This window comes from Xenorhabdus sp. BG5 (assembly GCF_015163665.1).
In the GTDB taxonomy this organism is placed as follows: domain Bacteria; phylum Pseudomonadota; class Gammaproteobacteria; order Enterobacterales; family Enterobacteriaceae; genus Xenorhabdus.
Genome location: NZ_JADEUG010000002.1, coordinates 45,588 through 71,265, shown reverse-complemented (window position 1 = coordinate 71,265; position 25,678 = coordinate 45,588). Strand labels below are relative to the sequence as shown.

Sequence of the window (25,678 nt, the reverse complement as noted above, 5' to 3'; positions counted from 1 at the left end):
TTACCTGGGTAAACTATCATGAGAGGGTATTGCTTTGCGAAGGCGCCATTTTTCACGTAATCGGTCAAAAAACAGATACACAACCGGAGTGGTATACAACGTGAGAAGCTGGCTTACTACCAGGCCACCAACAATCGTGATCCCCAGCGGGAAACGTAATTCTGCACCATCCCCATTGCTCAATACCAAAGGTAAAGCACCAAACAGGGCAGAAAGCGTCGTCATCATAATCGGACGGAATCGCAATACACTGGCCTGAAAAATCGCTTCCTGAGCACTGAGCTTGCTGTTTCGTTGAGCTTCAAGGGCAAAATCCACCATGATAATGGCATTTTTCTTAACAATGCCCACCAACAGCATAATCCCAATCATGGCGATTAGGCTAAAGGGGGTATTGAATAGTTCCAGAGCCAGCAAAGCACCTATACCCGCAGAAGGCAGAGTAGAAAGGATTGTCAGCGGGTGAATATAACTCTCATAGAGTACACCAAGGACCAGATAAACAGTGACTATAGCCGCCAGGATCACCAATAATTGCGAACGTTCACTCTCTTGAAAATCCTGTGCTGTACCTGCAAAAGAGCTACGTACTGCTGAAGGAACGCCCAGTTCTGTTATTGTTCTTTCTATTGCACTGATTGCATCAGACAGCGTATAGCCTGGCGCCACATCAAAGGCAATGGTAGAAGAAGCCGAAAGTTCCTGGTGATAAACATCCAATGGTGCATTGGCAGGGCGCCATTGAGCAAAGTAGGAAAGGGGAATGCGTTCTCCTTTGCTATTAATGACAAACATCTTCTCCAATGCACTGGGATCTTGGTTATATTGTGGTGCCACTTCCATGACCACTTTATATTGATTCAAAGGGGCGTAAATCGTGGAAACCTGTCTCTGACCAAAAGCATTGTTGAGTAAATTATTTGCCTCAGCAACATTGATGCCTAAACGAGCCATCACATCACGATCATAAGTAATCGCTATTTCAGCGCCTTTAGCCTCTTCGTCTTCATCGCCGTTGACATCCACCAATTGAGGCAATTTTTCCAGTGCTTTCTTGACGATAGGACTCCATTTGCGCAGTTTGTCAAAATCATCTGACAGTAAATTAAACTGGTAAGTCGATTTACCGCCTCGTCCTCCGCTGCTTAGATCCTGAACAGGAACTAAATAGAGACGTGCTCCCGCTTCATTGGTCAGTTTGCTTCTTAAGCGGGTGATAACTTGTTGGATACTTTCGTTACGCTCTTTCAATGGCTTTAGCGAAACAAACATAAAGCCTGTATTGATGCTGTCACCACCAGTAAAACCCACGACATTATCTACGGTTGGGTCATTATTGATGACCTGCATAAAGCGTTTCATTTTTTCATGCATGGCCTGAAATGAAATGCTTTGATCAGCAACCACAAATCCTAACATTTTTCCAGTATCTTGTTGCGGGAAAAATGTTTTCGGAATGCTGATATAGAGCCAGATATTCAGGGCAATAATGCCGATCAATGCCAACAATACCCAGCGAGTATGATTGAGTATCCATTTCAGTGAACGGGCATAGCCTTGCTGAATGCTCAACAATACCTTACCGAATCCCCGTGTCTGATTCTGGGTATTTTTAGGTGTGGATTTGAGCAGATGTGCACACATCATCGGGGTTAAGGTCAGTGAAACTAACAGCGAAATCCCAATGGCAGTTGCCAAGGTAATAGCAAAATCCCGGAATAACCTGCCGAGTAATTCATCGATCAATACAAGGGGAATAAATACCGCAATCAGTGACAAGCTCATAGCCAGCACAGTGAATCCGACTTCTCTACTTCCCTTGAGAGCCGCCTGCATGGGGGTTAAGCCCGCATTTAAATGACGGGAAATATTCTCCAATACCACAATGGCATCATCGACAACAAATCCGGTGGCAATAGTTAACGCCATCAGAGAAAGATTGTTTAAACTGAAACCACATAAATACATGGCGGTAAAAGTACCAATCAGCGATACCGGAACGGCAATTGCCGGGATCAGCGTAGCTCGGCCGGAACGCAAAAACAGGAATACGACCAGAATCACTAAAGCGACGGCAATGGCTAATGCGCGTTTTACTTCGTGCAGGGAAGCCTGAATAGTTGGTGAACGATCCTGAGCAACGTTGAGCTGAATATTAGCAGGCAAGGAGGCTTGCAGGGCAGGGAGCTGATCACGAATGCGTTGCACGGTTGAGATGATATTTGCACCCGCTTCGCGGCGGATAATAAGCACAATTGCAGACTTATTCCCAGACATGCCTGCGGCGCGGATATCCTCGACAGAGCGCTTAACATTTGCAACATCCTGCAACCTGACAGGTGCTCCATTATTATAATGGACAATAATCGAACGGTAACTGTCAGGTGTTTTTAATTCATCATTGGTGCGTAGCTGCCAGATCTGGTTATTGGTATCAACATGGCCGGTCGGCAGCCGAACATTCGCATTATTGATGGCATTACTGACATCGTTAAGAGAAACACCTTGGTTGAAGAGCGCATTAGGGTTGAGTTCAACACGTATAGCCGGTAATGAACTACCACCGACACTGACTTTGCTGACGCCTTCTATTTGAGAAAGCTTTTGCGCCAATCGGGTAGAAGCCAGATCATACAGTTGCCCCTCACTATAATTATCTGAGGTGAGGGTTAAGATCATGATTGGGGCGTTTGATAGGTTAGCTTTATGATACCTTGGCTTGTCTGGCATACCGGAAGGTAATAAGCTTTGAGCGGCATTGATGGCGGCCTGGACATCCCGTGCTGCGCCATTGATATCCCGGTTGAGATCAAATTCCAGGTAAATAGAAGAACTTCCCAACGAGCTGGCAGAAGACATCTCTTTTACCCCCGCTATCCTGCCTAATGCGCGTTCCAGAGGCGTCGTTACGGAGGACGCCATCGTTTCTGGTGACGCGCCGGGCATGAAAGCCTGAACTGTTATCACGGGAAAATCAACTTGTGGCAACGGCGATACAGGCAACAGGATAAAACTGAGTGCACCACATAGGGTGATGGCTAAACTCAGCAATGTGGTGGCAACTGGCCGCTGGATAAATAGGGCGAAGAATTTCACAGCGGCTCCTGATGATTATCTAAGGATTTATCTAGCCTTATTTGTTGATCTTTCTTATTGTTTTTATTTCGATGGTAGTGTACTAACTGATCAAACAGCAGATAAATAACAGGCGTTGTGAACAAGGTTAGGATTTGGCTCATAATCAGACCTCCCACCATACTGACGCCTAACGGACGGCGCAGCTCTGCACCAATACCGGTGCTCAACATCAGTGGCAATGCGCCCAGCAGTGCTGCCATTGTTGTCATCAAAATTGGCCTGAAACGTAACAGACAGGCCTGATAAATAGCTTCATAAGGCGTCATCCCTTTTTCCCGCTCTGCGGCCAGAGCAAAATCGATCATCATGATGGCGTTTTTCTTCACAATGCCAATTAAGAGAATGATCCCAATGATGGCAATAATATCCAGTTCGTACCCGCCAGCCATTAAAGCTAACAATGCGCCAACCCCCGCAGTAGGTAAGGTTGATAAGATAGTGACAGGGTGAATAAAGCTTTCGTACAAAATACCGAGCACGATATACATGGCGACGACAGCCGCTACAATCAGCCAAAGGGTATTGCTGAGCGCATCCTGGAACGCCAGAGTTGCTCCCTGAAATTGCGTAATGATATCTTTTGGCATTTGGATTGCTTGTTCTGCCTCTTTGACGGCATTGACAGCTTGTTCAAGGGATGAATCTTTCGCTACGTTGAATGAAAAAGTGGCCGCAGGAAATTGTTGCAGATGGTCGATAGACAAATTCCCTAACCGTTGTTCAACCGTGGCAATGGTATTGAAAGGTACCATTTTGCCATCATTACCGGTCAGATAAAGATTGTTTATCGCTTCCAGCCCCGATGAATTCTTCGTATCTTGCTCAAGGATAACGCGATATTGATTTGACTGAGTGTAAATAGTTGAAATCAGGCGTTGGCCAAAAGCGTTATACAAAGCATTGTCTACGGCGGCCATAGAGATCCCAAAGCGGCTAGCCATGTCCCTATTCACATTGAGGTAGGCTACTAACCCCTGATTTTGCCAATTGTTACCGACATCCACCAATTCTGAACGTTGTTTCAGGGCATGTTGCAATTTCGGAACCCAGACAGCGAGTTCATCAAGCGAAGCCGCTTGCAACGTAAATTGGTATTGCGTGCGCGATAGTTGGGTATCAATGGTCAAATCCTGAGTTGGTTGCAGGTACAACTTAACGTCGGGGATTTTAGCTAACCGCGCTTGCAGGCGTGGGATCACCTCGTCAATCCGGTCGTCACGCTCCCGGAGAGGTTTCAACGTGATTTGGAGACGGGCATTATTCAATGTTGGATTGTTACCATCGACACCAATAAAGGTCGTGACGTTGTCCACAGCAGGATCTTTTAATAACAGAGCCGTCACTTGCCGCTGCTTATCTGCCATTGCATTGAATGAAATGGATTGTGGTGCTTCCAATGTGCCTTGGATCAGGCCGTTGTCTTGCAAGGGAAAGAATCCTTTAGGGATCATGATATAGAGTAGGGCAGTCAAAGCCAATGTACCGAATGCAACGCTAAGTGTCATCCAGGGATGATTCAACACCCGTTTCAGGAAGACGGCATATACTGCAATCATGCGTTCAAAGAAGCGTTCGCACGCTTGCTCGAAGCGATTGTGTTTAATATCAGCTTCGGGTTTCAGCATCCTTGCACACATCATTGGCGTTAGCGTCAGTGAGACAACGGCAGAAATTAAAATAGCGACAGCGAGGGTAATGGCGAATTCCCTGAATAGCCGACCGACGATATCCCCCATAAACAGCAGAGGGATCAAGACGGCGATTAATGAGAACGTCAGGGAAATAATCGTAAAGCCAATCTCTCCCGCACCTTTTAACGCGGCCGCCAACGGTTTTTCTCCCCGTTCAATGTAACGGGAAATATTTTCTATCACTACAATAGCATCATCCACCACGAAGCCAGTTGCGATAGTTAATGCCATTAAGGTGAGGTTATTGACAGAAAAGCCGCAAAAATACATCACAGCAAATGTACCCACTAGCGAAAGTGGTACGGCAATACTTGGGATCAAGGTTGCCGTGACATTGCGCAAAAACAGGTAGATCACCATGACGACCAGCGCAATAGCCAGCAACAATTCAAATTGAACATCTTTGACTGAATGGCGGATTGAGACTGTACGATCTGTCAGCATTTCCACATTGACAGATTTGGGCAGGCTGTTGATCAATTCTGGCAACATGACGCGGATATTGTCCGTAGTCTCAATAACATTTGCGCCAGGCTGGCGCTGAACATTGATGACAATGGCAGGTTTTTCATTTGCCCATGCACCCAATTTGCTATTCTCCACTCCCTGTTCAATGGTAGCGACATCACGCAAGCGGATCGGCGCGTCATTTTTATAGGCCACGATTAAATTGCGATAATCATCGACAGATTTCATCTGATCGTTGGAGGATATGGTGATGGAGCGAGTGGGACCGTCAAAACTGCCTTTTGCCGAATTCACATTGGCTTTCATGATGGCAGAACGGATAACGTCGCTGTCTAATCCTTGTGCAGCCAAAGCCTGTGCGTTCAATTTCACGCGCACAGCGGGACGTTGCCCGCCCGCCAATGTCACCAAACCGACACCACTGACCTGGGAAATACGCTGGGATATGCGCGTTTCTACCATATCTTGCACCTGACTCATCGGCAGGACATCAGAGGTTACCGCTAACGTCAATATAGGCGGATCAGCCGGATTGACTTTGCTGTAAATGGGGGGATACGGCAGATCATCAGGCAATAGGTTACTGGCTGAATTGATCGCTGCCTGCACATCTTGCTCCGCCACATCCAAGGGCAGTGAGAGCTGGAATACCAACGTGATCACAGAAGCTCCACCGGAACTTCTGGATGACATTTGCTTTAAGCCGGATATTTGACCGAACTGGCGTTCCAGCGGTGCAGTGACAGCAGATGTCATTACATCTGGATTGGCGCCAGGATACAGTGTTACCACCTGAATAGTGGGATAATCCACTTGCGGCAATGCAGAAACTGGCAGCATCCGGTAACCAATTAATCCGGCCAGCAAGATCGCAATCATAAACAGTGTCGTGGCAACAGGGCGCAGAATAAACAGGCGGGATGGCCCTCCGCCTGTCATTGGAGAGTCTGATTGCATCAGGAATTATCCACCTTACCGTTTGATTGCTCTGAATTTTTCTTATTTTGATCCGCATTGAGTGCTTCGATTGTCAAAGGTTTGACAATCTCAACGTTGGTGCCTTCGGTCAGGTTATCAATACCATCAGTGACGACATGCTCGCCTGCTGACAGCCCGCTATTGATGACCACCAATTGATTATCTTGTAGACCTGCAACGACCTTATGCTTACTGACTTTGTTCTCTTTATCCACTTTCCAGACGAAATTACCGCTATTTCCCAGCTGTAATCCCGCCGTAGGGATCACGACGACATCGCTCAGCGTATTGACTTTCATCTGAATATTGACGAATTGATTAGGGAACAACACATTATCTTGATTATTGAATTGGGCCTTCATCTTGATCGTGCCAGTAGTCACATCAATCTGATTATCGATACTGATGAGTTTTCCTTGTGTTAACTGTTGCTGATTATTGCGATCCCACGCAATGACAGCCACATTTTTATGATCTTTTTGCGCCTTTAACACCGCACCAATATCGTTTTCAGGCAGGGAAAACACGACATCAATAGGATCGACTTGCGTAATGACCACAATTGGCGTTGCTCCTCCACCAGATACGTAGTTGCCAATATCAATGCGTTTTAATCCGACGCGACCGGAAATTGGTGCTGTAATACGGCTATATGCCAATTGCAGTTTGGCTTCGTCGATATCTGCCTGATCGGCCTGTAAGCTGGCTTCACTCTGGCGAACCAAAGAGATTTGTTTATCCAGATCTTGTTGAGAGATAAGTTTACTTTTCGCCAATTGCTGAAAACGGAGCAAATCCTGTTTAGTGTTAGCTAATGTTGCTTGATCTTTGGCATATTGTCCCTGCGCTCTTGCCAGCTTGACTTGAAAGGAACGAGGATCGATTTCTGCCAGTAAATCCCCTTTTTGGACATATTGACCTTCATTAAAATGCAGGGCGATTAACTGACCTTCCACCTGGCTGGTGACAGTGACGGTATTGGCCGCCAGAACTGTTCCTAATCCCCCTAAGTAATGGGGTATCGATTTGATTTCAGCCGTCGCTACTTGCACTGGTGGTTGAGCGGGATTAGGTAAACTCTGTTTTGATTCTGAATCCTGAGAGTCATCTGCTGATGAAGGTACGTTGAAGTATTTCCACGCAAAGAAAACGACCCCGACGATCACGGCTAGCACCGCAGCGAGTCGGAAAAAGTAGGAACGGCTTTTATTATTCATTTGCTCGACATTCTCTTAGTGTTATGGCGGTAACCAATCATGCGGCATCTTACGCTAAGTTAGATGCAAGAATATATTATTAGTGTAACCAACAGGAATTCGTCAATAATGAAGAAAATGTGGAGGTTATGTCAAAAAGATAATGTTTCTGGTAGTGATTTTTCATGGTATTTGTGATGGGGTATCCAATAGAGTAAAGAGAAGAAAAACATCCTGCCAATGGGTCGAACATTAATGCCGATGCAATGATCGGCGTTTATGTAAACTTAATTAAAATGAATTAAACCAAAAATAATGTTGCCAGTCCCAAAAAGATAAAGAAGCCGCCAGTATCGGTAATGGCAGTAATCATGACACTGGAGCCGATGGCGGGATCTCTTCCCAATTTCATCATAATAAATGGGATTAAGACGCCCATCAGCGCAGCCATCAGTAGGTTTAATATCATCGCCATTGTCATGACTCCCCCCATGGCAAGGTCACTATAGAGCAGATAAGTGACGACGCCCATGATCCCTCCCCAGATAATGCCGTTGATAAAGGCAACACCAAGTTCCCTTAATAGCAGATAAGAAAAACTCCCCGTCTGGATTTGATGTAGCGCGAGTGCCCGGACGATCATGGTGATGGTCTGGTTACCGGTATTGCCGCCAATGCCGGCTACGATAGGCATTAAGGTTGCAAGAGCAACAAGTTGCGAAATGGTATGCTCAAAGAGCCCGATAACGCGTGATGCTACAAATGCGGTGCACAAATTGATGGCAAGCCATGCCCAGCGGGTTTTGACGGCCTGACCAACTGGCGCAAAAACATCTTCTTCGCGGCTTAAGCCTCCCATGCGGCGAATATTGGTATCCGTTTCTTCACTCAAGGTATCAACAATATCTTCAACCGTTAGGCGTCCCATTAGACGCCCGTTATTGTCTACCACAGCGGCAGAAATCAGGTCATAACGTTCAAATGCACTGGCGGCATCTTCACCTTTTTGCTCCGGTAAGAAAGTAACGGTATCCGTGTTCATGACTTCGGAAACTAATTTATCCGGTACGTTGATCAGCAAAGTGGTGAGTGGCAGCTCTCCCTGTAGACGATTTTTGCGGTCAATAACAAAGATCTTATCTGTTGTTTCAGGGATGACGTCTCGGGAACGTAAAAAGCGCTGAACGGTGCCGAGTGTAACGTTGCTTCGCACTGTCACGAACTCGAAATCCATCATTTGGCCGATACTGTCTTTGTGGTACTGCAATACTTCTCGGATACGATTGCGTTGGCCCGGCTCTAAATAGGTCAGCAAGCGTCGGGTGGTATCACGGGGAAGATGTTCTGCGATATAGGCTTGTTCATCTACGTGCAGTTTACCGATGGCACGTAACAGCTCAACATCAGTCATGTCCTTGATTAGATTATCCCAAACGGGAATGGAGGCTTCTACCAGAACCTCACCGCGCTGGTTATTGTCGATCAAACGCCATAAAGCGAGACGTTCATCATAAGGTAAGGCTTCCAGAATGTCGGCAATATCGGCGGTATGCAGGCTGGTCAGCAGCGCACTGACTTCCTCTATTTTTTCCAATAACTGTTCGTCACTGATTGCTGAATGTTCATCAGCCTGACCTAATAATGTATCGACAAATAATTCATCGTGGGTAAATAGAGAAAGCAGGCGTTGACGAATATGTGCCAGTTTTTGGGAATGCTGATTGGCAAAAGTGAGATGATCAGGTGTAAAGGTCGGTTGTGACATAGTAAACCTTTAAGGCAGAAAATAGGGCTAACAACCGGCGATTGCAATAATATCGCCATAAATTTAACAGCTATTGGGTATTATATTCTGTTTTCGAACTATTTAGGGGCGTCACCCATTGCTGCTGGGTTTGCTGATGATGCTCCAATGCTGCCATAAATGAATAGATAAAGCGTCCAAAGAAAATAAAGAAGCTAATAAACAGTACCAATTTTATAATTTGAACAGTTTTCTTTTTCTTTTTCATAACGCGATATCGTTAAGTCGATTCCTCTTCAATGTGTAAGTGCCAGCCCGCCACATCATCCCAGTAACTTTGCTCTTGCTCCAAATCGAGCAACACAAGCGCATTTTGTTTTAGATAGTCTTTAGGTAAGTAGAGCGTCCAATGACTATGATCAGTTTCTAGCCTTAGTGTATGCGGTGTCGTGGTAGCCTGGCGTTGGTTATTCAACAAGGTTGCCAATCGCAATATTTTAAGCATGGGAAGATACTGTTTTTTCTTAAACAGATAGAAGCGGGGATGTTCATGTACTTTAACTGCCTTACGGTGGTAACGTACCAGCGTAGCCAGCAACGATTGCTGCTCTTGGGTAAACCCAGGGAGGTCGGTATTTTGCAGGATGTAAGCTGAATGCCGTTGCAATCCACTCAGATTGATGCTTAAACCGACTTCATGCAGCATGGCTGCCCACAGTAGAATAGATTCCAGTTGTGGATGGACGCGTTTGGGATTTTGTTCTGACCATTGGTCATAAAGGTTTTTGGCGGTGCTCCAAACGCGGGCTGCTTGTTCTCGATCGATGTTATAGTGTTTGGCAAGGCTCTTGGCAGTACGTTGACGAATATCCTGATGGCGGAAACGATCTTCCATTTCATACAGTACACCTTCCCGCAGTGCGCCATGAGACAAGCGTAATTCTTGAATATGCAAAGCATCAAAAATACCGCACAAGATTGATAATCCAGGAACAAAAGTTTGTTTACGGTCATTAGATAATCCCGGCAATTCCAGTGCATTGAAATTTTTGTATTTCAGGACACGTTTCACCAGCATGTTTAGACGCTCTGGGGTAATCAGGCCATCTTTCTCACCCAGTTCGACCAACAGTTCGTGTATTGCCTTGATCGTTCCCGACGCACCTAAAGCAAAATCCCAGCCTTTTGTCCGAAATTGCCAGACGAGATTTTCCAATTTTTGCGCCGCCTGGAGTCGTGCCTTGCGAAAATGATGCTCGCTAATGATACCGTCGGGGAAGAACTGGCGGGAAAAACTGACACACCCCATACGACGGCTTTCAATTAATAGGGGTTCAAAATCTTCACCAATGACCAATTCCGTCGAGCCGCCACCAATATCAATCACCAGTTTTCGGCCTTTTTCCGGCTGTGTGTGCTCAACCCCCATGAAAATCAGGCGAGCTTCTTCATGACCAGAAATAATTTCAATGGGATAGGGGATAACGTCTTTTGCCTGTTGCAAAAATTCTTGTACGTTGGTCGCTTCACGTAAACTATGCGTTCCCACCAAACAGACATTACCTGCGGAAAAACCTTGCAACCGCTCAGCAAACAGAGCGAGGCATTTCAGGCCTCGGTTGATGGCTTCTTCGCTTAACTCATTCTTACTGTTTAAACCATCGGCAAGATAAACCCGTTTCTTTAAACGCCCGATAACCTGTAATGCACCGTTTACGATACGGGCGATGACCATATGAAAGCTATTGGAACCCAAATCAATCGTGGCAATTTCTTGCGGTTTAGGCATTGGTGTGTCGTGTTTCAACGGCATAGGTCAGGCTCTTGGTTCCGGTTGTTCAAGGTTTTTCAAATAATCATAAACAGCAAGCTGAGCGCGGATTTTACGCTTATTTCCTCGCGGAACATAGCGGTTGCTCAATTCCTTATCAATATATCGTGCCTTGACGGTATCACTGAATTGTAGTTCAAGGATATCTATAACTTGTTGTTTTAGACCGGGGTCGAGCAGACAAACTGCCACCTCAATGCGATAGTCAATGTTACGGGTCATCCAATCGGCCGAAGAAAGGAAAACTTTTTCATTGCCTTTGTTGGTGAAAACATAAACACGATCATGTTCCAGAAAACGATCCACAATACTGGTGACTTGAATGTTTTCACTAAAGCCAGGTTGATTGGGAACCAAAGAGCACATGCCTCGTACCAGAACGCGGATCTTGACGCCCGCTTCTGAGGCATCATACAGGCGGTTCACTAACTCCTTATCTACCAGGTTATTGATTTTCAGCGTGATGCCTGCCAATTCACCGGCTTGTGCATTTTCGATTTCCTGAGTAATCAGTCGATTGAGCATAGCCCGCGAATTTTGGGGCGATACCATTAAATTATCAAATGTGACGGGCCGATAAGGGTTTTCAATAAAGTTAAACACGCGGCGAACTTCATTGGTGACTTCAGGTTTGGCGGTTAGCAGAGAATAATCGGTATAGAGCCGCGCCGTTTTTTCGTTGAAATTTCCTGTACCAATATGGGCATAACGGATAATTTCTTCCCCTTCCAGACGCGAAATAATGAAGAGTTTTGCGTGAATTTTCAGACCAGGCGCGGAAAAGATAACATGTACACCGGCTTCAGTGAGGCGTTTCGCCCAATGAATGTTAGCTGCTTCGTCAAAACGTGCCTGTAACTCCACAACGACAGTGACTTTCTTGCCGTTGTAGGCGGCGTGGATCATGGAGTCAATAATGCGTGAGTCTTTTGCGACGCGGTAGATATTAATCTTAATCGAGAGCACACTGGGATCGAAAGAAGCCTGACGCAGCAATTCCAGCACGTGTTCGAATGTGTGATAAGGATAATAAAGCAGAACATCTCTTTCACGGATCGCGTCGAACCCGTTGCGGAAATGGTCGAACCAGGTATGGCGCAGTCGCGGCATAGGTTTATTCTGGAGATTCCGATTTCCTTCATTGGGAAATTTGATGAAATCTTTAAAGTTATGATAACGGCCACCTGCAATCACCGAGTCATCATTGGATAACCCCAGCTTGCTCCGCAGTAGTTCCACCATTTCATCAGGCATATCACGCTGATAAACAAACCGTACAGGCTCCGCCGTCAGTCTCTGTTTCAGCGTGGAAGACATCAGTTCCAGCAAGCTGGATTCCATCTCTGTTGCCAGATCATATTCGGAATCACGGGTCATTTTCATCGAATAAACGTTCAGGGTATCGTAATCGAAGAACCCTTTGAAAATTTCATCCAGCGTGTAACGCAAAATATTATCAAGTAATATCATTGACTTGCGTTTTTTCGGCATTTCTGGAGGCAGGTTAACGAAACGCGGTACTTTGTCTGATGGAATTTCCAATAAAGCATATTGCGTTTCTTGCCCATGAATAATTTCAACGGCTAAATAGGTGTAATCATCTTTGAGAAACTCAACCAAATTAGTTTCTGGGTTGATGACGATTGGCGTGATATGTGGCCGCAAATGCTCGCGAAAATATTGCCGCAGCCAGATCTGTTGATTCGGGGATATCTGCCGTTCATTGATCAAGAAAATCTGGTTACGTGCCATTTCTAGCAGCAAATCGTTATAGAGAGCATCGAACTCTTGATCAATTTTGGCAACCTTAGTCTGAATCTTTTTCAACAATTGGCGGGCAGCCGTGGCTGAACCTCGCTCTTCACTGATAAGAATACGCCGCTTTACATCAGCAAAGCGCACTTTATAAAACTCATCTAAGTTGTTGGAGTAGATCCCTAAAAACCTCATTCTTTCAATCAGCGGGTTACTTTTGTCAGCCGCTTCCTGAAGTACACGTTCGTTGAAAGAGAGCCAACTGAGTTCTTTCTCGTTATAAAGACGATCGTGGGACATGACTACTCCTTTCTACTCCATTGGGTTTTCCACTTAGTGTAATGGTGGGCGTTTAACGAGTCGATGTGCTGATTTGGGCTTCACGGGTTTTCCTGGCGAAATAGTGGTGCTGGAAAGTACACATCCTGATAGCGGTATGATAAGAGCCGTTGACAAAAAACTCATCGATTAATTCACCTTCAGTATAGAACCCCAATTTATTGTATATATGAATTGCTTTCACATTCTCTTTATCTACAATCAGATACAGCTTGTAAAGATTTAAGACAGCAAAAGCGTATTCCATCACAAGTTTGACGGCTACCGCTGCGTAACCTTGTCCTTGATAAGCCGGGGCGATGATAATCTGGAATTCTGCCCGACGGTGGACATAATCAATCTCGACCAGTTCCACCAAACCGACTTTGGAATTCAGGCTTTCGATAATAAAACGGCGCTCACTTTGGTCATGAATATGCTTGTCATAGAGGTCGCATAATTCAACAAAGGCTTCATAAGGCTCTTCAAACCAGTAGCGCATGACACTGGCGTTATTATCGATTTGATGAACAAAAGGAAGATCTTCCCGTTCAAGAGGACGTAAATTTACCGATGGATTTTCTGAACCACTGGACATGGGATACCTCAGTGTTTTGTAGTGAAATCTATAGGGTATAAATATATTTGATATTGAATAATGTTCGAATAAATAATAATTGCCAGATAAATCAATCCAAAATAGTAACTTACAGCAAGGTGTTACTGGAATATAGCAGTTAAAAAAGATTATAACAAAATCTGCTAACACAGAGCTGTAAGTTGAAGTCAGCGGGTTAACTTATTCTGATGCGTAACCTTGTGGCGGCAGAACCTTGCCATCCATAATGGCGTTATTGCCTTCCATAACCAAACGTTGATCTAAAAACCAGCTGATGACCAAAGGATAAATATGGTGTTCCTGAGTTTGTACACGCCCGATGACTTCTGTTTCTTTATCCCCCACAAAAATGGGCACTTTCGCTTGTAAAATAATCGGGCCGCCATCTAATTCTTCAGTAACAAAATGGACGGACGTGCCATGTTCTTTATCACCATTTTCAATGGCCTTTCGATGGGTATGCAAGCCGGGATATTTGGGCAAGAGAGAAGGGTGAATATTGAGCAAGCGCCCATAATAGTGCTGGACAAATTCAGGCGATAATATCCTCATGTAACCGGCTAAGACCACTAAATCGGGAGCGTATTGATCAATGGCTTTGAGTAGGGCGATATCATAATTTGTACGATCCGCATAATCTTTCGGGTTGATAAAATGGGCAGGGATATCTGCTTGTTCAGCACGTTGCAGGCCATAGGCATCGGCATTATTACTGAAAACCGCAGCAACATATCCATTAATTCGGTTTTGCTGGCTGGCGTCAATGATGGATTGAAGATTGCTGCCATTGCCGGAGACTAAAACGACAATTTTTTTCATAACGGGTTTTCACTGAAGAAATTCATTGATTAATATGCGCTTCATTTTTCAAGCTACAGCTTTATTGGCTGTAGCTTGAAATCAATCAGACAAAATATTTATTTTGTAATAACGACAGGTTGCTCATCGGCATGCAGTTCAGCAATTGTTCCGATTTGCCATGCATTTTCGCCTGACGCGGTCAGATACGAAATGGCTTGTTCTGCCTGAGACTGAGGAAGTGCGATTATCATACCGACTCCGCAGTTAAATGTGCGGTACATTTCATGCTCGCTGACATTGCCGGCTTGCTGTAACCAGGTAAAAATCGCTGGCCATTGCCAACTATCAGCATTGATTCTGGCCTGCCTATTTTCTGGCAGAACACGCGGAATATTTTCCCAGAAGCCACCGCCAGTCAGATGTGCAATCGCATGAACATCAACTTTTTCAATCAGCTCCAGGATAGATTTGACGTAAATTTGGGTAGGTGCAAGTAAGTGATCGGCGAGTGGTTTTCCTTCAAGTTCGGTAGTCTCTGGATCTGCCTGACTGACCTCAAGAATTTTACGGATCAAAGAGTAACCATTGGAATGCGGTCCGCTGGATGCAAGTGCAATCAGGGCATCACCGGTTTGAACCTGACTGCCGTCAATAATTTCTGATTTTTCAACAACACCAACGCAAAAACCCGCGACATCATAATCTTCACCGTGATACATGCCGGGCATTTCTGCCGTTTCACCACCGACTAATGCACAGCCTGCTTGTTTGCAGCCTTCTGCGATGCCCGTGATGACACTGGCGGCGGTATCGACATCCAGTTTGCCGGTAGCATAGTAATCAAGGAAGAAAAGAGGTTCGGCGCCTTGTACAACCAGATCATTGACACACATAGCAACCAAATCAATGCCGATAGTGTCATGGCGCTTCAAGTCCATGGCCAGACGCAGTTTGGTTCCAACGCCATCTGTACCGGAAACCAATACCGGTTCACGATATTTCTGTGGCAGGGCACATAATGCACCGAAACCACCTAATCCTCCCATCACTTCGGGGCGACGGGTCTGTTTTACGACACCTTTGATACGATTGACTAAGGTATTACCGGCATCAATATCGACACCAGCATCTTTATAGCTAAGAGAGGTTTTGTTGGTCACTGCGTAGCTCCCAGGTGGTTGCATTTTTATAAATAAAACAGAACGGCGACAATTCTAACAGTCTAAGCAAACGTTTGCGATAGCTTTATATCGGTTTCCTGTTAGATCGGGATCGAAGAAAATAACTCGTTAGTGATAAAAATTGATAGATTGGTGGTGGTTTGATGCGGAAAAGGCGTTATAATCCCGCGATTTTTTTATCTACCGGCTATTAGGAGAAACCCATGAAGATCGTTGAGGTTAAACACCCGCTAGTTAAACATAAACTTGGCCTGATGCGAGATCATGATATAAGCACCAAACGCTTCCGTGAACTGGCCTCAGAGGTGGGTAGTCTTCTGACATATGAAGCAACTGCTGATTTGGAAGTCGAGAAAGTCATTATTGACGGATGGTGTGGTCCGGTAGAGATAGATCAGATTAAAGGGAAAAAGATTACGGTAGTACCTATTCTGCGTGCGGGCTTGGGCATGATGGATGGTGTACTGGAAAATATCCCTAGTGCACGAATCAGTGTTGTTGGTGTCTATCGTGATGAAGAAACACTTGAGCCAGTGCCTTATTTTCAGAAATTAGTCTCCGATATTAATGAACGCATGGCATTGGTTGTCGATCCCATGTTGGCAACCGGTGGCTCCATGATCGCCACCATTGATTTGCTGAAAAAAGCGGGATGCCCTGTCATTAAGGTATTAGTTTTGGTTGCCGCGCCGGAAGGGATTGCTGCACTGGAGAAAGCTCACCCTGATGTTGAACTGTATACCGCTTCGATTGATAACTATCTCAATGAGCACGGGTATATCGTTCCTGGTTTAGGGGATGCAGGTGATAAAATATTTGGCACTAAATAACATTGATAGCCGGCTGGAAAGCCGGTTTTTTTTGGTTTCTAGCAAGATGATATAAGAGGATATCAATAATGACTCGTCGAACAATTGGAGTCGAAGAAAGACCTCCTTTGGCACAAACTATTCCTTTAAGTTTGCAACATCTATTTGCCATGTTTGGTGCAACCGTTTTGGTTCCCATTTTATTTAAAGTGAATCCGGCGACAATTTTGTTGTTCAATGGCATTGGTACATTACTGTATTTGGTGATTTGTAAAGGAAGAATCCCCGCTTACTTAGGTTCCAGCTTTGCTTTTATTTCGCCTGTATTGTTGTTACTGCCTTTGGGATATGAATTGGCATTAGGTGGATTTATTGTCTGCGGTTTGTTGTTTTGTTTAGTTGGCTTGCTTGTAAAAGTTGCAGGAAGGGGATGGATTAATGTGATGTTTCCTCCGGCAGCGATGGGCGCGATTGTTGCCGTGATCGGCCTGGAGTTGGCAGGTGTTGCTGCTGATATGGCAGGATTGCGTCCAGCGGCAGGTACTGAAATTAATATGACTAACCTGACCATATCCATGGTTACGCTGGGTGTGACTATTTTGGGATCGGTGATATTCCGTGGCTTTATGGCGATTATTCCGATTCTGATTGGTGTTTTGGCAGGATATGCGCTGTCATTTTTTATGGGAGTTGTAGATTTAACCCCAGTACGCGAAGCGCCGTGGTTTGCATTGCCGACATTTTATACTCCGCGTTTTGAATGGTTTGCCATTATGACAATTTTACCCGTGGCGCTGGTGGTGGTTGCAGAGCATGTAGGTCACTTGGTGGTAACGGCAAATATCGTACAGAAAGATTTATTGAAAAATCCAGGTTTGCATCGTTCAATGTTTGCCAATGGTTTTTCAACGATGATTTCGGGTTTCTTTGGTTCAACACCTAATACGACTTATGGTGAAAATATTGGTGTTATGGCGCTTACGCGTGTGTACAGCACATGGGTGATTGGTGGTGCTGCGGTAATGGCAATATTGCTGTCCTGCGTTGGTAAATTGGCGGCAGCGATCCAAATGATCCCAATTCCAGTGATGGGCGGTGTTTCCCTGCTACTGTATGGTGTGATTGGTGCATCAGGTATTCGAGTTTTGATTGATTCGAAAGTTGATTATAGTAAGGCACAGAACTTGATCCTGACTTCCATTATTTTGATTATTGGTGTCAGCGGAGCAAAAATTCAGATTGGTGCAGTAGAGTTGAAGGGGATGGCGCTTGCAACTGTGGTGGGGATTGGTTTAAGCCTGTTTTTTAAATTTATCAGTTTTATCCGATCAGAAGAGCCGTATATCAACTCCTCTGTGGAATCAATCAGAAATGATAAGAAGAGTGAAGTGGTAGAGTAAAAAATATTAATGAAATTTACTGGAAAGGGTTTTTCTAAAGCCCTTGCCATTTTAAAAAATTATTTTCTCTATCATTTTACTTTGTCATTTATAACGATAATTTTTTCCTTTACAAATAATATTTGTTGTTAGACTTCATTGAAAATAAGTTAAGATGGATAAATTAACATCTTTAGTAATCCAGTAATTTTTACTATTGGCAATATTGGCTATTAATAGTATGGAATTGTCAAATATAATAATTTTTACGCTAAATAACGTTTCAAAATGATAGGTGTATTCCTTACCCGCGCGGCGCTTACGGGGTAAGGAACGCCAACATCTGATACTCTCAGTATTATGAAAGCCATTTAGGTTAGGTTATTTCTGGCTTGCGAAAGAAATGGATATGGTTTTGTTACTGGTCGTAATCTATCCATTTTATGGGGAAATATGCTTTGATGATAATCTCCTACTTTAAACAAAGCATTCGTTTCATTTATAGCGGCTTTTTGTGGTAAACTTGGCACTGTTCGTTATCCATTCTGTTTGAGGTGCTTCTGAATACACCGTCGCAGCTTTCACTACCATTATATTTGCCCGATGATGAAACTTTTGCCAGTTTCTTTGCAGGTGAGAATATTTCCTTATTAGCTGCAATAAAATTGGCTATAAGTCAGTCACACGGCAGTTATATCTATTTCTGGTCCCGCGATGGCGGGGGTAAGAGCCATTTGCTTCACGCAGCCTGTGCCGAATTGTCCCAACAGGGAGAAGCTGTAGGGTATGTACCACTGGATAAGCGCGCCTATTTTGTCCCTGAAGTCCTTGATGGTATGGAACATTTATCATTAGTGTGCATTGATAATATTGAGTGTATTGCTGGTGATCAGGAATGGGAGATGGCTATTTTCAATCTTTACAACCGTATTGTAGAAATTGGCCGAACTTGTCTTTTAATCACAGGTGATCGTCCTCCACGGCAAATTAACCTGACGTTACCGGATTTGGCATCTCGTCTGGATTGGGGGCAAATTTACAAATTACAACCTCTGTCAGATGATGAGAAGATCCAGGCATTGCAACTACGGGCAAAATTACGGGGTTTTGAATTGCCTGAGGATGTGGGGCGTTTTGTGTTAAAGCGGCTCGATAGGGAAATGCAAACATTGTTCAGGACGTTGGATGAGCTTGATCGGGCTTCCATTGTGGCACAACGCAAACTAACGATCCCGTTTGTTAAGGATATCCTTGAGCTTTGAGTGAATAAAGCAGTAAGGAAATGAGATCAGAATAAAAAAGTGACAGGAATATATTTCCTATCACTTTTTTATTGAAAACATTTTTATTAAAAAATAGTTACAGCAGAATTTCTTTAACCTGTTCAGGGGGACGTCCCAAACGAGCCTTATCATCGACAACAACAATTGGGCGCTCTATCAATTTGGGATTCTCAACCATCGCCTGGAGCAATGCATCTTGGGATAATGTGGCATCGTCCAGGTTCAATGCCTTGTAGAGATCTTCTTTAGTACGCATTAATTGGCGGGCATCTTTGAAACCGAGTTGTTGCAATAGTATGGCAAGCTGTTCTGCTGTAGGGGGAGTATCAAGATAGTGAACGATTTCCGGTGTAATACCGAGCTCTTCAATCAGCTTAAGAGTTTCACGGCTCTTTGAGCAGCGGGGATTGTGGTAAAAAGTCACTTTTCGTGTGTCAAGATGTTGCATGTAAAAAATCCTTCATTTTTTATATTGGTTATAACTTTGTTGCAGTTGGCGCAATTGATCAATACGGGCATCATATCGCTCTTGTTCATAGCTACCCAATTTGGTCAACGCACTGGCTTTGCTAAGTTGTTCTATAGCGGAATCAAAATCACCTTGCAATGCCATGATTTCCGCATAGGCGGCGAGTTCATCATTGTGTTTTCCCTGTGCTCCGGCCGCTTTTCTTAACAGTATCCAGCCATTAAGATCGTCAGGGTGATTGAAAGTATAACGAAACAGAAGTTGTGATGCCTGAGAATACTTTTTATCCATAAAATAGGCATTTGCGAGGTTAATTTGCAATATCGGATTATTTTTCAGTCTCTTGAGTGCATCCTGCAAGCGAGCGATGGCGTTGGTAGGCTGTTTTTGCCCGATGTCAATATCAGTCATTGTATCAATAAACCAAATGTTATCCGGTTGTTTATCTAGCAATGGAGAGAGTATTGCCCTGGCCTCGGCATACTTCTTATCTTCAGAAAGCAAAATAGCGCGTCCATAGGCAGCAGCCCGCTGTTCTTTGGTGGTTCCCTGGCTATATTTCTTTAGCCATTGATCAATGTAAGGACGTTGATCAGTTGAATACAGGGTTAGAATACGGACACGGGCGAACAGAAAATCCTGGGATTCTGAAATGGCTTTCGTTGGATATTGATTGGCCCGATTACGGGCGTCAGCCAGACGGCTGGCAGGTAATGGGTGAGTATATAGCATTTCAGGTAGCTTGGAACTATAGCGAGATTGATCTACCAATATTTGCATAAAATCAGGCATACCATGTGGATCAAATCCCGCTCGACTGAGCGTTTGCATTCCAATACGATCAGCTTCTTGCTCATTCGATTGGGTAAAACTGATCATGCCTTGTTGGACGCCTGCCAGTGTGCCGCTGAGTGCGGCCATGCCGGCTTGTGGATTAGCTATCATAAGCAAAATAGAACCCAATGTGCTGGTCCATGCTAGCGGGCTGGTACGTTTTTGTTCTTCTATCCATCGTGCTAAATGTCGCTGCGTAACATGGGAAATCTCATGAGCCATGACAGATGCCAGTTCACTTTCATTGTTGCTATAGCGAAACAGGCCCGAGTGAAGAACAACATTACCACCGAAAAATGCGAGGGCATTAATGTTGGGGTTATCTACCAGATAAAAATGGAAAGGCGTTTTAACTGAATCGGCATGAGTGACTAATTTTTGGCCTAATTGGTTAATGTATTGAGTTAGCAGTGGATCATAAATCAGAGGAGCCTGGGCCCTTATCGAGCGCATATATAAATCGCCCATAGCCATTTCCTGATTGATGCTGAGGGTTGCTCCCGCTGTGGTGCCGATATCAGGTAGTGAATCTTCAGCTGATGCAGGGAGTACAGGAGGATTCCCCAATAACAACAGGCTGATAAAAATAGTTATCAAAGATTTTCTGGGTGTTTTTCTCATAAAGCGATTCTCATAAAATAGTGTGCTCCGATTTAGCTATCAATTTCATGAATACTTTTATGAACAAAAGAGTACCTTAAAACCATTAATCATAATAAATTTTAGTGAAAAATACTTATTAAGTATTATTACAAAGGAGTTGTATTTATGTTGGATATGATCATGCAATGGTATCGTCGACGTTTCGCTGATCCACAAGTTGTTGCATTATCAGTCATTTTATTGGTTGGTTTTGGGATCATCTACTTTTTTAATGGAATTCTGGCACCTGTCCTTGCAGCTATTGTGTTGGCTTATTTGTTGGAGTGGCCTACGACACAATTAGGCAAGTTGGGATGTAGCCGTACATTCTCTGTTGCCATTGTATTAACCCTATTTATGGGAATCAGTGCATTGATGATCTTGATTGTAGCTCCAACCGTCTGGCAGCAAGGTTTAAACTTATTCTCCGATCTTCCCAATATGATTAATCGGTTTAATGAGTACGCGCTTACTTTTCCCTCCCGTTATCCTGCGCTGGTTGATGCCGGCATTATCGATATGGTTGCTGATAATCTGCGTAGCAAACTCTCTTTGGCGGGAGAATCCGTTTTTAAGTTTTCGGTGGCATCTCTGATTGGATTATTGACGCTGGCGATTTATCTGATCCTTGTTCCTTTAATGGTGTTCTTTCTATTGAAAGACAAAGACCAAATAGTGGCGGCATTGCGGCGAGTATTGCCACGTAATCGTAGTTTGGCGGGGAAAGTGTGGCGTGAAATGAACCAGCAGATTACCAATTATATCCGCGGTAAAGTGACCGAAATGGTTATACTGACTATCTGCACGTATGTTGTATTTGCCTTCTTTGGATTGCATTATGCGCTATTGCTTGCTGTTTTGGTCGGTTTGTCTGTGCTTGCTCCTTATATCGGCACCGTACTTGTTACCATTCCAGTTATTGTTGTGGCGCTGTTTCAATGGGGGATTGGGGCTGATTTCTGGGGGCTGTTTGTCGCATATCTGGTAGTACAGGGATTAGATGGTAACCTGCTTGTGCCGATCTTATTTTCGGAAGCTGTCAATCTTCATCCGCTTGCTATTATCCTTTCTGTCATTATTTTTGGTGGATTATGGGGGTTCTGGGGTGTTTTCTTTGCTATTCCACTTGCCACATTAATCAAAGCTGTTATTCATGCCTGGCCGGAAGACAAATTGGAAGATACGACGCAATAAAATACAAGTAAAACTAAATAAGTTGCCGCTTTATTGATTGAACGGCAACTTAGAAACTTACGATTAATGTTGTTTCAGGTAATCCAGCACAACTTGATGATGATCACTGGTTTTGAATTTATTAAAAACGTGTTCAATCTCACCTTGTGGGTTAATTAAAAAACTGATGCGGTGAATACCGTCATAGATTTTTCCCATGAACTGCTTTTCTCCCCAAACACCAAACTGTTCGGCAATTTGGTGGTCAATATCAGAAAGCAGCGTGAAATTCAGCATTTCTTTTTCTACAAAGCGGGATAGCTTTTCAGGTGCATCTGGGCTGATACCCAAGACTTCAACATTGGCGTTTTTTAGCTCATCCATAGCATCACGTAAGCCACATGCTTGGGTTGTGCAGCCTGGTGTCATGGCCTTGGGGTAAAAATAGACTAAAACACGTTGACCTTTGAAGTCAGATAAATTAATGGGTTCGCCATCTTGGTCAGGAAGGCTGAATTGTGGGGCCTTGTCTCCGGCTTTCAATGGACTCATCACTTACTCTCCGTTTAATCGTTTTGATTTAAATGATCTTGTACGCTAATACTGCCTTGTGCATTTAATTCTGTACATAGATGATGAAAATTTTCTTTAAATATCGTGCCATTATCATCAACTGGGTTGTGACCAATGATTTGGATTTGCAGACGGGCAGGGTGATTTCCTTCGGCTGGGTGAGTTTTTGATACCAGTTCCGCGATATTAAGATCTTGGGCTGTGAACAAACTGGTAAAACGCTCAACAATTCCCGGCGAATCAATTACGTCCACCTTAACGGTGATGGTAGAAGGAAATTTTTTCTGAACACCGCAACGGGTACGTTTCATCACTATGAGTAATTCAAGTTCTGCGCCTTTTTGTGGCAAGGTGGATTCGATCAAAGTAATGGCGTTCCAGCTACCAGATAGCAACATGATAAAAGTAAATTCTTCGCCAAACATCGCTAAACGGCTGTCTTCAATATTACAGCCACATGTGCTGACAAGGCGGGTAATGGTATTGACGATGCCGGGACGATCGGTACCTAGGGCAGTGATCACTAAAAAATGCTGTTCTGATGTTGGCAAAGCGATTTTCCTTTAATTTTAGTTGGTGTTTGCTGTGTATATTGTGTTTTAACATAAAAAATGATCAGGAGAAGGTCAATCGCCTTTGTTAAGGGAGCAAAATTATAATTTATGTTTAATCAGCTACACTTGATATTAACAAAATTCATTGAAATCGCGTGGTTAAAGAGTTTTCTTCTGCATAGCAAGAAAGTACCATGAACCTCTCATTTGCAGTTTTAGGTTTAACTAAGGGGAAATGGCAATGGTAAGCAATCATTCTGGTTTTACAGGCAGTATAGTTGCATTGATAACTCCGATGAACTCAGCTGGTCAGATTGATAAGGCCAGTTTGAAAAAATTGGTTAATTATCATATCGCCAGTGGCACATCTGCGATTGTGTCTGTTGGAACAACAGGCGAGTGTGCAACACTTAACCACGACGAACACGTTGATGTTGTGCTGACAACACTGGAAATGGCTGATGGACGTATTCCGGTGATTGCCGGAACAGGAGCAAATGCCACAGCAGAAGCTATCTCTCTGACCAACCGTTTCGAAAACACGGGGGTTGTGGGTTGCCTGTCAGTCACACCTTATTATAATAGACCCTCACAGGAAGGTTTATATTTGCACTATAAGGCAATCGCTGAGAATACTGACTTACCACAAATTCTGTATAATGTGCCATCTCGTACCGGATGTGATTTATTGCCACCGACTGTTGCTCGCTTAGCGAAATTGAAAAATATTGTTGCGCTTAAGGAAGCGACAGGGAACTTAAGTCGTGTTAGTCAGATCCAAGAATTGGTTAGTGATGAAGATTTCATTCTTCTGAGTGGTGATGATGCAAATTTTGTCGATTTCATGCAGCTTGGTGGTAAAGGGGTTATTTCTGTTACGGCAAATGTTGCGGCAGCGGAAATGGCGCAGGTGTGTGAATTGGTTGAGCAAGGTGAATTTTTGCAAGCTCGTAAACTGAACAGCCAACTGATGGAATTGCATCATCAATTATTTGTTGAACCTAGCCCGACACCAGTTAAGTGGGCTTGCCGTCAATTGGGGTTGATTGCCGATGATACATTGCGTTTGCCAATGGTTCCGCTAACGCAGGAAGGGCAAATTCCAGTTGGTAGTGCCTTGAAAATAGCTGGATTACTGTAAAATTTTAGGGAATTTTAATGGCAACATTATTGCAAAAATCGAAGGTCATGAAGATTGCTGGACTGTCATTGGTCGTTTTTTTAGCTGCCTGCTCCAGCGATCAGCACTATAAACGTCAGATAAGCGGGGATCAATCCTATCTAGAAACGCCTCCATTGAAATTATTGAACGTCCCTGCGGGAATGACATTACCGCTACAAAATGGTGAGTATAATCTTCCGACAACCACTACAACGGGGGCTGTGGGTAAAGATTTGGATATACGTCCTCCATTGCAAACTCTTGCATTGTTGACGGGTTCCCGCGTTGAAAATAGTGCTAACAGCAGTAAGTTGTTGCTTGAAAATACTCCTGAATACAGTGAATTATGGTCTCAGGTAAACAATCTGTTGGCGGAAAAAGGATATAAGATCAGCCAGAAAGATGATGCTGCACAAACCTTGACGACAGATTGGGTTACATGGCAACGGGCGGATGAAAATGTTCCTTATCAGGGGCGTTACCGTATTTCAGTGACCAAACAGGATTACCAAATAGCATTATCTGTTGCGAACGAAGGTTTGAAACAGGGAGCAAAGGAAATTACCGATCCGATACAAATCCAGCGTTACAACATCGTGATGCTCAATAAATTGGCGAGTGACTTAAGCCAGCAACAAGAAGCAGCGAGCCTGAGCAGTGCTAAAAATTCAGGTCCACTATCGGTACAAAGCGGTAGTGATAATACTGGATTGCCGCAAATTATCGTGCGTGCACCATACAACATAGTCTGGAACAGATTGCCATACGCGTTGGAAAGCATCGGTATGAAAGTCACGGATCGTACTCGTTCTACCGGAGCGATAGCGGTGACTTATGAAGAACGTAGTTCTTCTGACTGGAAAGCGCTGGGAGTAGAAGCACCTTCCATCCACGGAGGAAATTATAAGTTACAGGTAGGTGATTTGGATAACCGAAGCAGCCTGCAATTTATCAGCGACAAAGGTAAGCCGCTGACTCAATTTGAAAATGATCAAATGGTGGCTGCGCTGGAAGTCGCGTTTAGCCAATCCAAGGATAAGTAATAGATAAAAGGGGCCGGTGGCCCCTTTTATCTTTTGG

Annotated in this window: 20 protein-coding genes; 6 read left to right on the top strand and 14 right to left on the bottom strand. The window is 44.1% G+C overall.

Annotated elements, in window-relative coordinates; translation table 11 throughout:
• The 10 genes from mdtC to purM form a co-directional block, all read right to left on the bottom strand.
• The gene (gene mdtC, locus IQ209_RS02320) at positions 1-3,096 is read right to left on the bottom strand and encodes a multidrug efflux RND transporter permease subunit MdtC (RefSeq protein WP_193848621.1); all 3,096 of its coding nucleotides are present in this window, start codon (positions 3,094-3,096) and stop codon (positions 1-3) included.
• Entirely contained in the window at positions 3,093-6,254 is a 3,162-nt protein-coding gene (locus tag IQ209_RS02315) for an MdtB/MuxB family multidrug efflux RND transporter permease subunit (RefSeq protein WP_193848619.1), read from the bottom strand. The genes mdtC and IQ209_RS02315 overlap by 4 nt, the downstream gene beginning before the upstream one ends.
• Positions 6,254-7,492 (bottom strand): MdtA/MuxA family multidrug efflux RND transporter periplasmic adaptor subunit, encoded by a 1,239-nt coding sequence (locus tag IQ209_RS02310; protein WP_193848617.1) that lies wholly within the window; start codon positions 7,490-7,492, stop codon positions 6,254-6,256. Before IQ209_RS02310 ends, IQ209_RS02315 begins: the two co-directional genes overlap by 1 nt.
• Before the next feature lie 280 nt (positions 7,493-7,772).
• Positions 7,773-9,236, bottom strand: coding sequence for a magnesium transporter (mgtE, locus tag IQ209_RS02305; protein ID WP_193848615.1), 1,464 nt, complete (start codon positions 9,234-9,236; stop codon positions 7,773-7,775).
• A gap of 70 nt (positions 9,237-9,306) precedes the next feature.
• The gene (locus IQ209_RS02300; protein WP_193848613.1) at positions 9,307-9,483 is read right to left on the bottom strand and encodes a YfgG family protein; all 177 of its coding nucleotides are present in this window, start codon (positions 9,481-9,483) and stop codon (positions 9,307-9,309) included.
• Positions 9,484-9,495: 12 nt separating this feature from the next.
• Positions 9,496-11,028 (bottom strand): exopolyphosphatase, encoded by a 1,533-nt coding sequence (gene ppx, locus IQ209_RS02295; protein ID WP_193848612.1) that lies wholly within the window; start codon positions 11,026-11,028, stop codon positions 9,496-9,498.
• Positions 11,029-11,031: 3 nt separating this feature from the next.
• Positions 11,032-13,101 (bottom strand): polyphosphate kinase 1, encoded by a 2,070-nt coding sequence (gene ppk1 / locus IQ209_RS02290; protein WP_193848610.1) that lies wholly within the window; start codon positions 13,099-13,101, stop codon positions 11,032-11,034.
• Positions 13,102-13,153: 52 nt separating this feature from the next.
• On the bottom strand, positions 13,154-13,717 hold the full coding sequence (gene speG, locus IQ209_RS02285; protein WP_193848608.1) for a spermidine N1-acetyltransferase: 564 nt from the start codon (positions 13,715-13,717) through the stop codon (positions 13,154-13,156).
• Positions 13,718-13,918: 201 nt separating this feature from the next.
• The gene (purN, locus tag IQ209_RS02280) at positions 13,919-14,557 is read right to left on the bottom strand and encodes a phosphoribosylglycinamide formyltransferase (RefSeq protein WP_193848606.1); all 639 of its coding nucleotides are present in this window, start codon (positions 14,555-14,557) and stop codon (positions 13,919-13,921) included.
• Between the two features lie 98 nt (positions 14,558-14,655).
• A complete protein-coding gene (purM, locus tag IQ209_RS02275) occupies positions 14,656-15,699 on the bottom strand; it encodes a phosphoribosylformylglycinamidine cyclo-ligase (protein WP_193848604.1) in 1,044 nt (347 codons plus the stop codon).
• Positions 15,700-15,923: 224 nt separating this feature from the next.
• On the opposite strand from purM, the gene upp reads away from it, so the two are divergent.
• The 3 genes from upp to hda all read left to right on the top strand — a co-directional run bounded on the left by upp (position 15,924) and on the right by hda (position 19,170).
• Entirely contained in the window at positions 15,924-16,550 is a 627-nt protein-coding gene (gene upp, locus IQ209_RS02270) for a uracil phosphoribosyltransferase (protein ID WP_193848602.1), read from the top strand.
• Positions 16,551-16,618: 68 nt separating this feature from the next.
• Positions 16,619-17,929, top strand: a complete 1,311-nt coding sequence (uraA, locus tag IQ209_RS02265; RefSeq protein WP_193848599.1) for a uracil permease — start codon at positions 16,619-16,621, stop codon at positions 17,927-17,929.
• 533 nt (positions 17,930-18,462) lie between these two features.
• On the top strand, positions 18,463-19,170 hold the full coding sequence (gene hda / locus IQ209_RS02260) for a DnaA inactivator Hda (RefSeq protein ID WP_193848597.1): 708 nt from the start codon (positions 18,463-18,465) through the stop codon (positions 19,168-19,170).
• Between the two features lie 97 nt (positions 19,171-19,267).
• Here hda and arsC read toward each other — a convergent pair whose 3' ends face one another.
• Both arsC and IQ209_RS02250 read right to left on the bottom strand, forming a co-directional pair.
• The gene (gene arsC, locus IQ209_RS02255; RefSeq protein WP_193848594.1) at positions 19,268-19,639 is read right to left on the bottom strand and encodes an arsenate reductase (glutaredoxin); all 372 of its coding nucleotides are present in this window, start codon (positions 19,637-19,639) and stop codon (positions 19,268-19,270) included.
• A 12-nt stretch (positions 19,640-19,651) separates the two neighbouring features.
• Complete coding sequence (locus tag IQ209_RS02250; RefSeq protein WP_193848592.1) at positions 19,652-21,115, bottom strand: M48 family metallopeptidase; 1,464 nt, start codon at positions 21,113-21,115, stop codon at positions 19,652-19,654.
• Between the two features lie 147 nt (positions 21,116-21,262).
• Here IQ209_RS02250 and IQ209_RS02245 point away from each other — a divergent pair, with 147 nt between their 5' ends.
• A complete protein-coding gene (locus tag IQ209_RS02245; protein WP_193848591.1) occupies positions 21,263-22,330 on the top strand; it encodes an AI-2E family transporter in 1,068 nt (355 codons plus the stop codon).
• A gap of 63 nt (positions 22,331-22,393) precedes the next feature.
• Here the strand turns inward: IQ209_RS02245 and bcp are convergent, their stop codons facing one another.
• Together bcp and IQ209_RS02235 are read right to left on the bottom strand one after the other, a co-directional pair.
• Positions 22,394-22,861, bottom strand: a complete 468-nt coding sequence (bcp, locus tag IQ209_RS02240) for a thioredoxin-dependent thiol peroxidase (RefSeq protein WP_193848589.1) — start codon at positions 22,859-22,861, stop codon at positions 22,394-22,396.
• Positions 22,862-22,875: 14 nt separating this feature from the next.
• Positions 22,876-23,433 carry a glycine cleavage system transcriptional repressor gene (locus IQ209_RS02235; RefSeq protein ID WP_193848587.1) on the bottom strand — a complete coding sequence of 186 codons (558 nt, stop codon included), beginning with the start codon at positions 23,431-23,433 and terminating at the stop codon, positions 22,876-22,878.
• Positions 23,434-23,677: 244 nt separating this feature from the next.
• Between IQ209_RS02235 and dapA the strand changes: the two genes are divergently transcribed.
• Positions 23,678-24,577, top strand: coding sequence for a 4-hydroxy-tetrahydrodipicolinate synthase (gene dapA, locus IQ209_RS02230; protein ID WP_193848585.1), 900 nt, complete (start codon positions 23,678-23,680; stop codon positions 24,575-24,577).
• Positions 24,578-24,594: 17 nt separating this feature from the next.
• On the top strand, positions 24,595-25,641 hold the full coding sequence (gene bamC, locus IQ209_RS02225) for an outer membrane protein assembly factor BamC (RefSeq protein WP_193848583.1): 1,047 nt from the start codon (positions 24,595-24,597) through the stop codon (positions 25,639-25,641).
• Positions 25,642-25,678 lie beyond the last annotated feature (37 nt).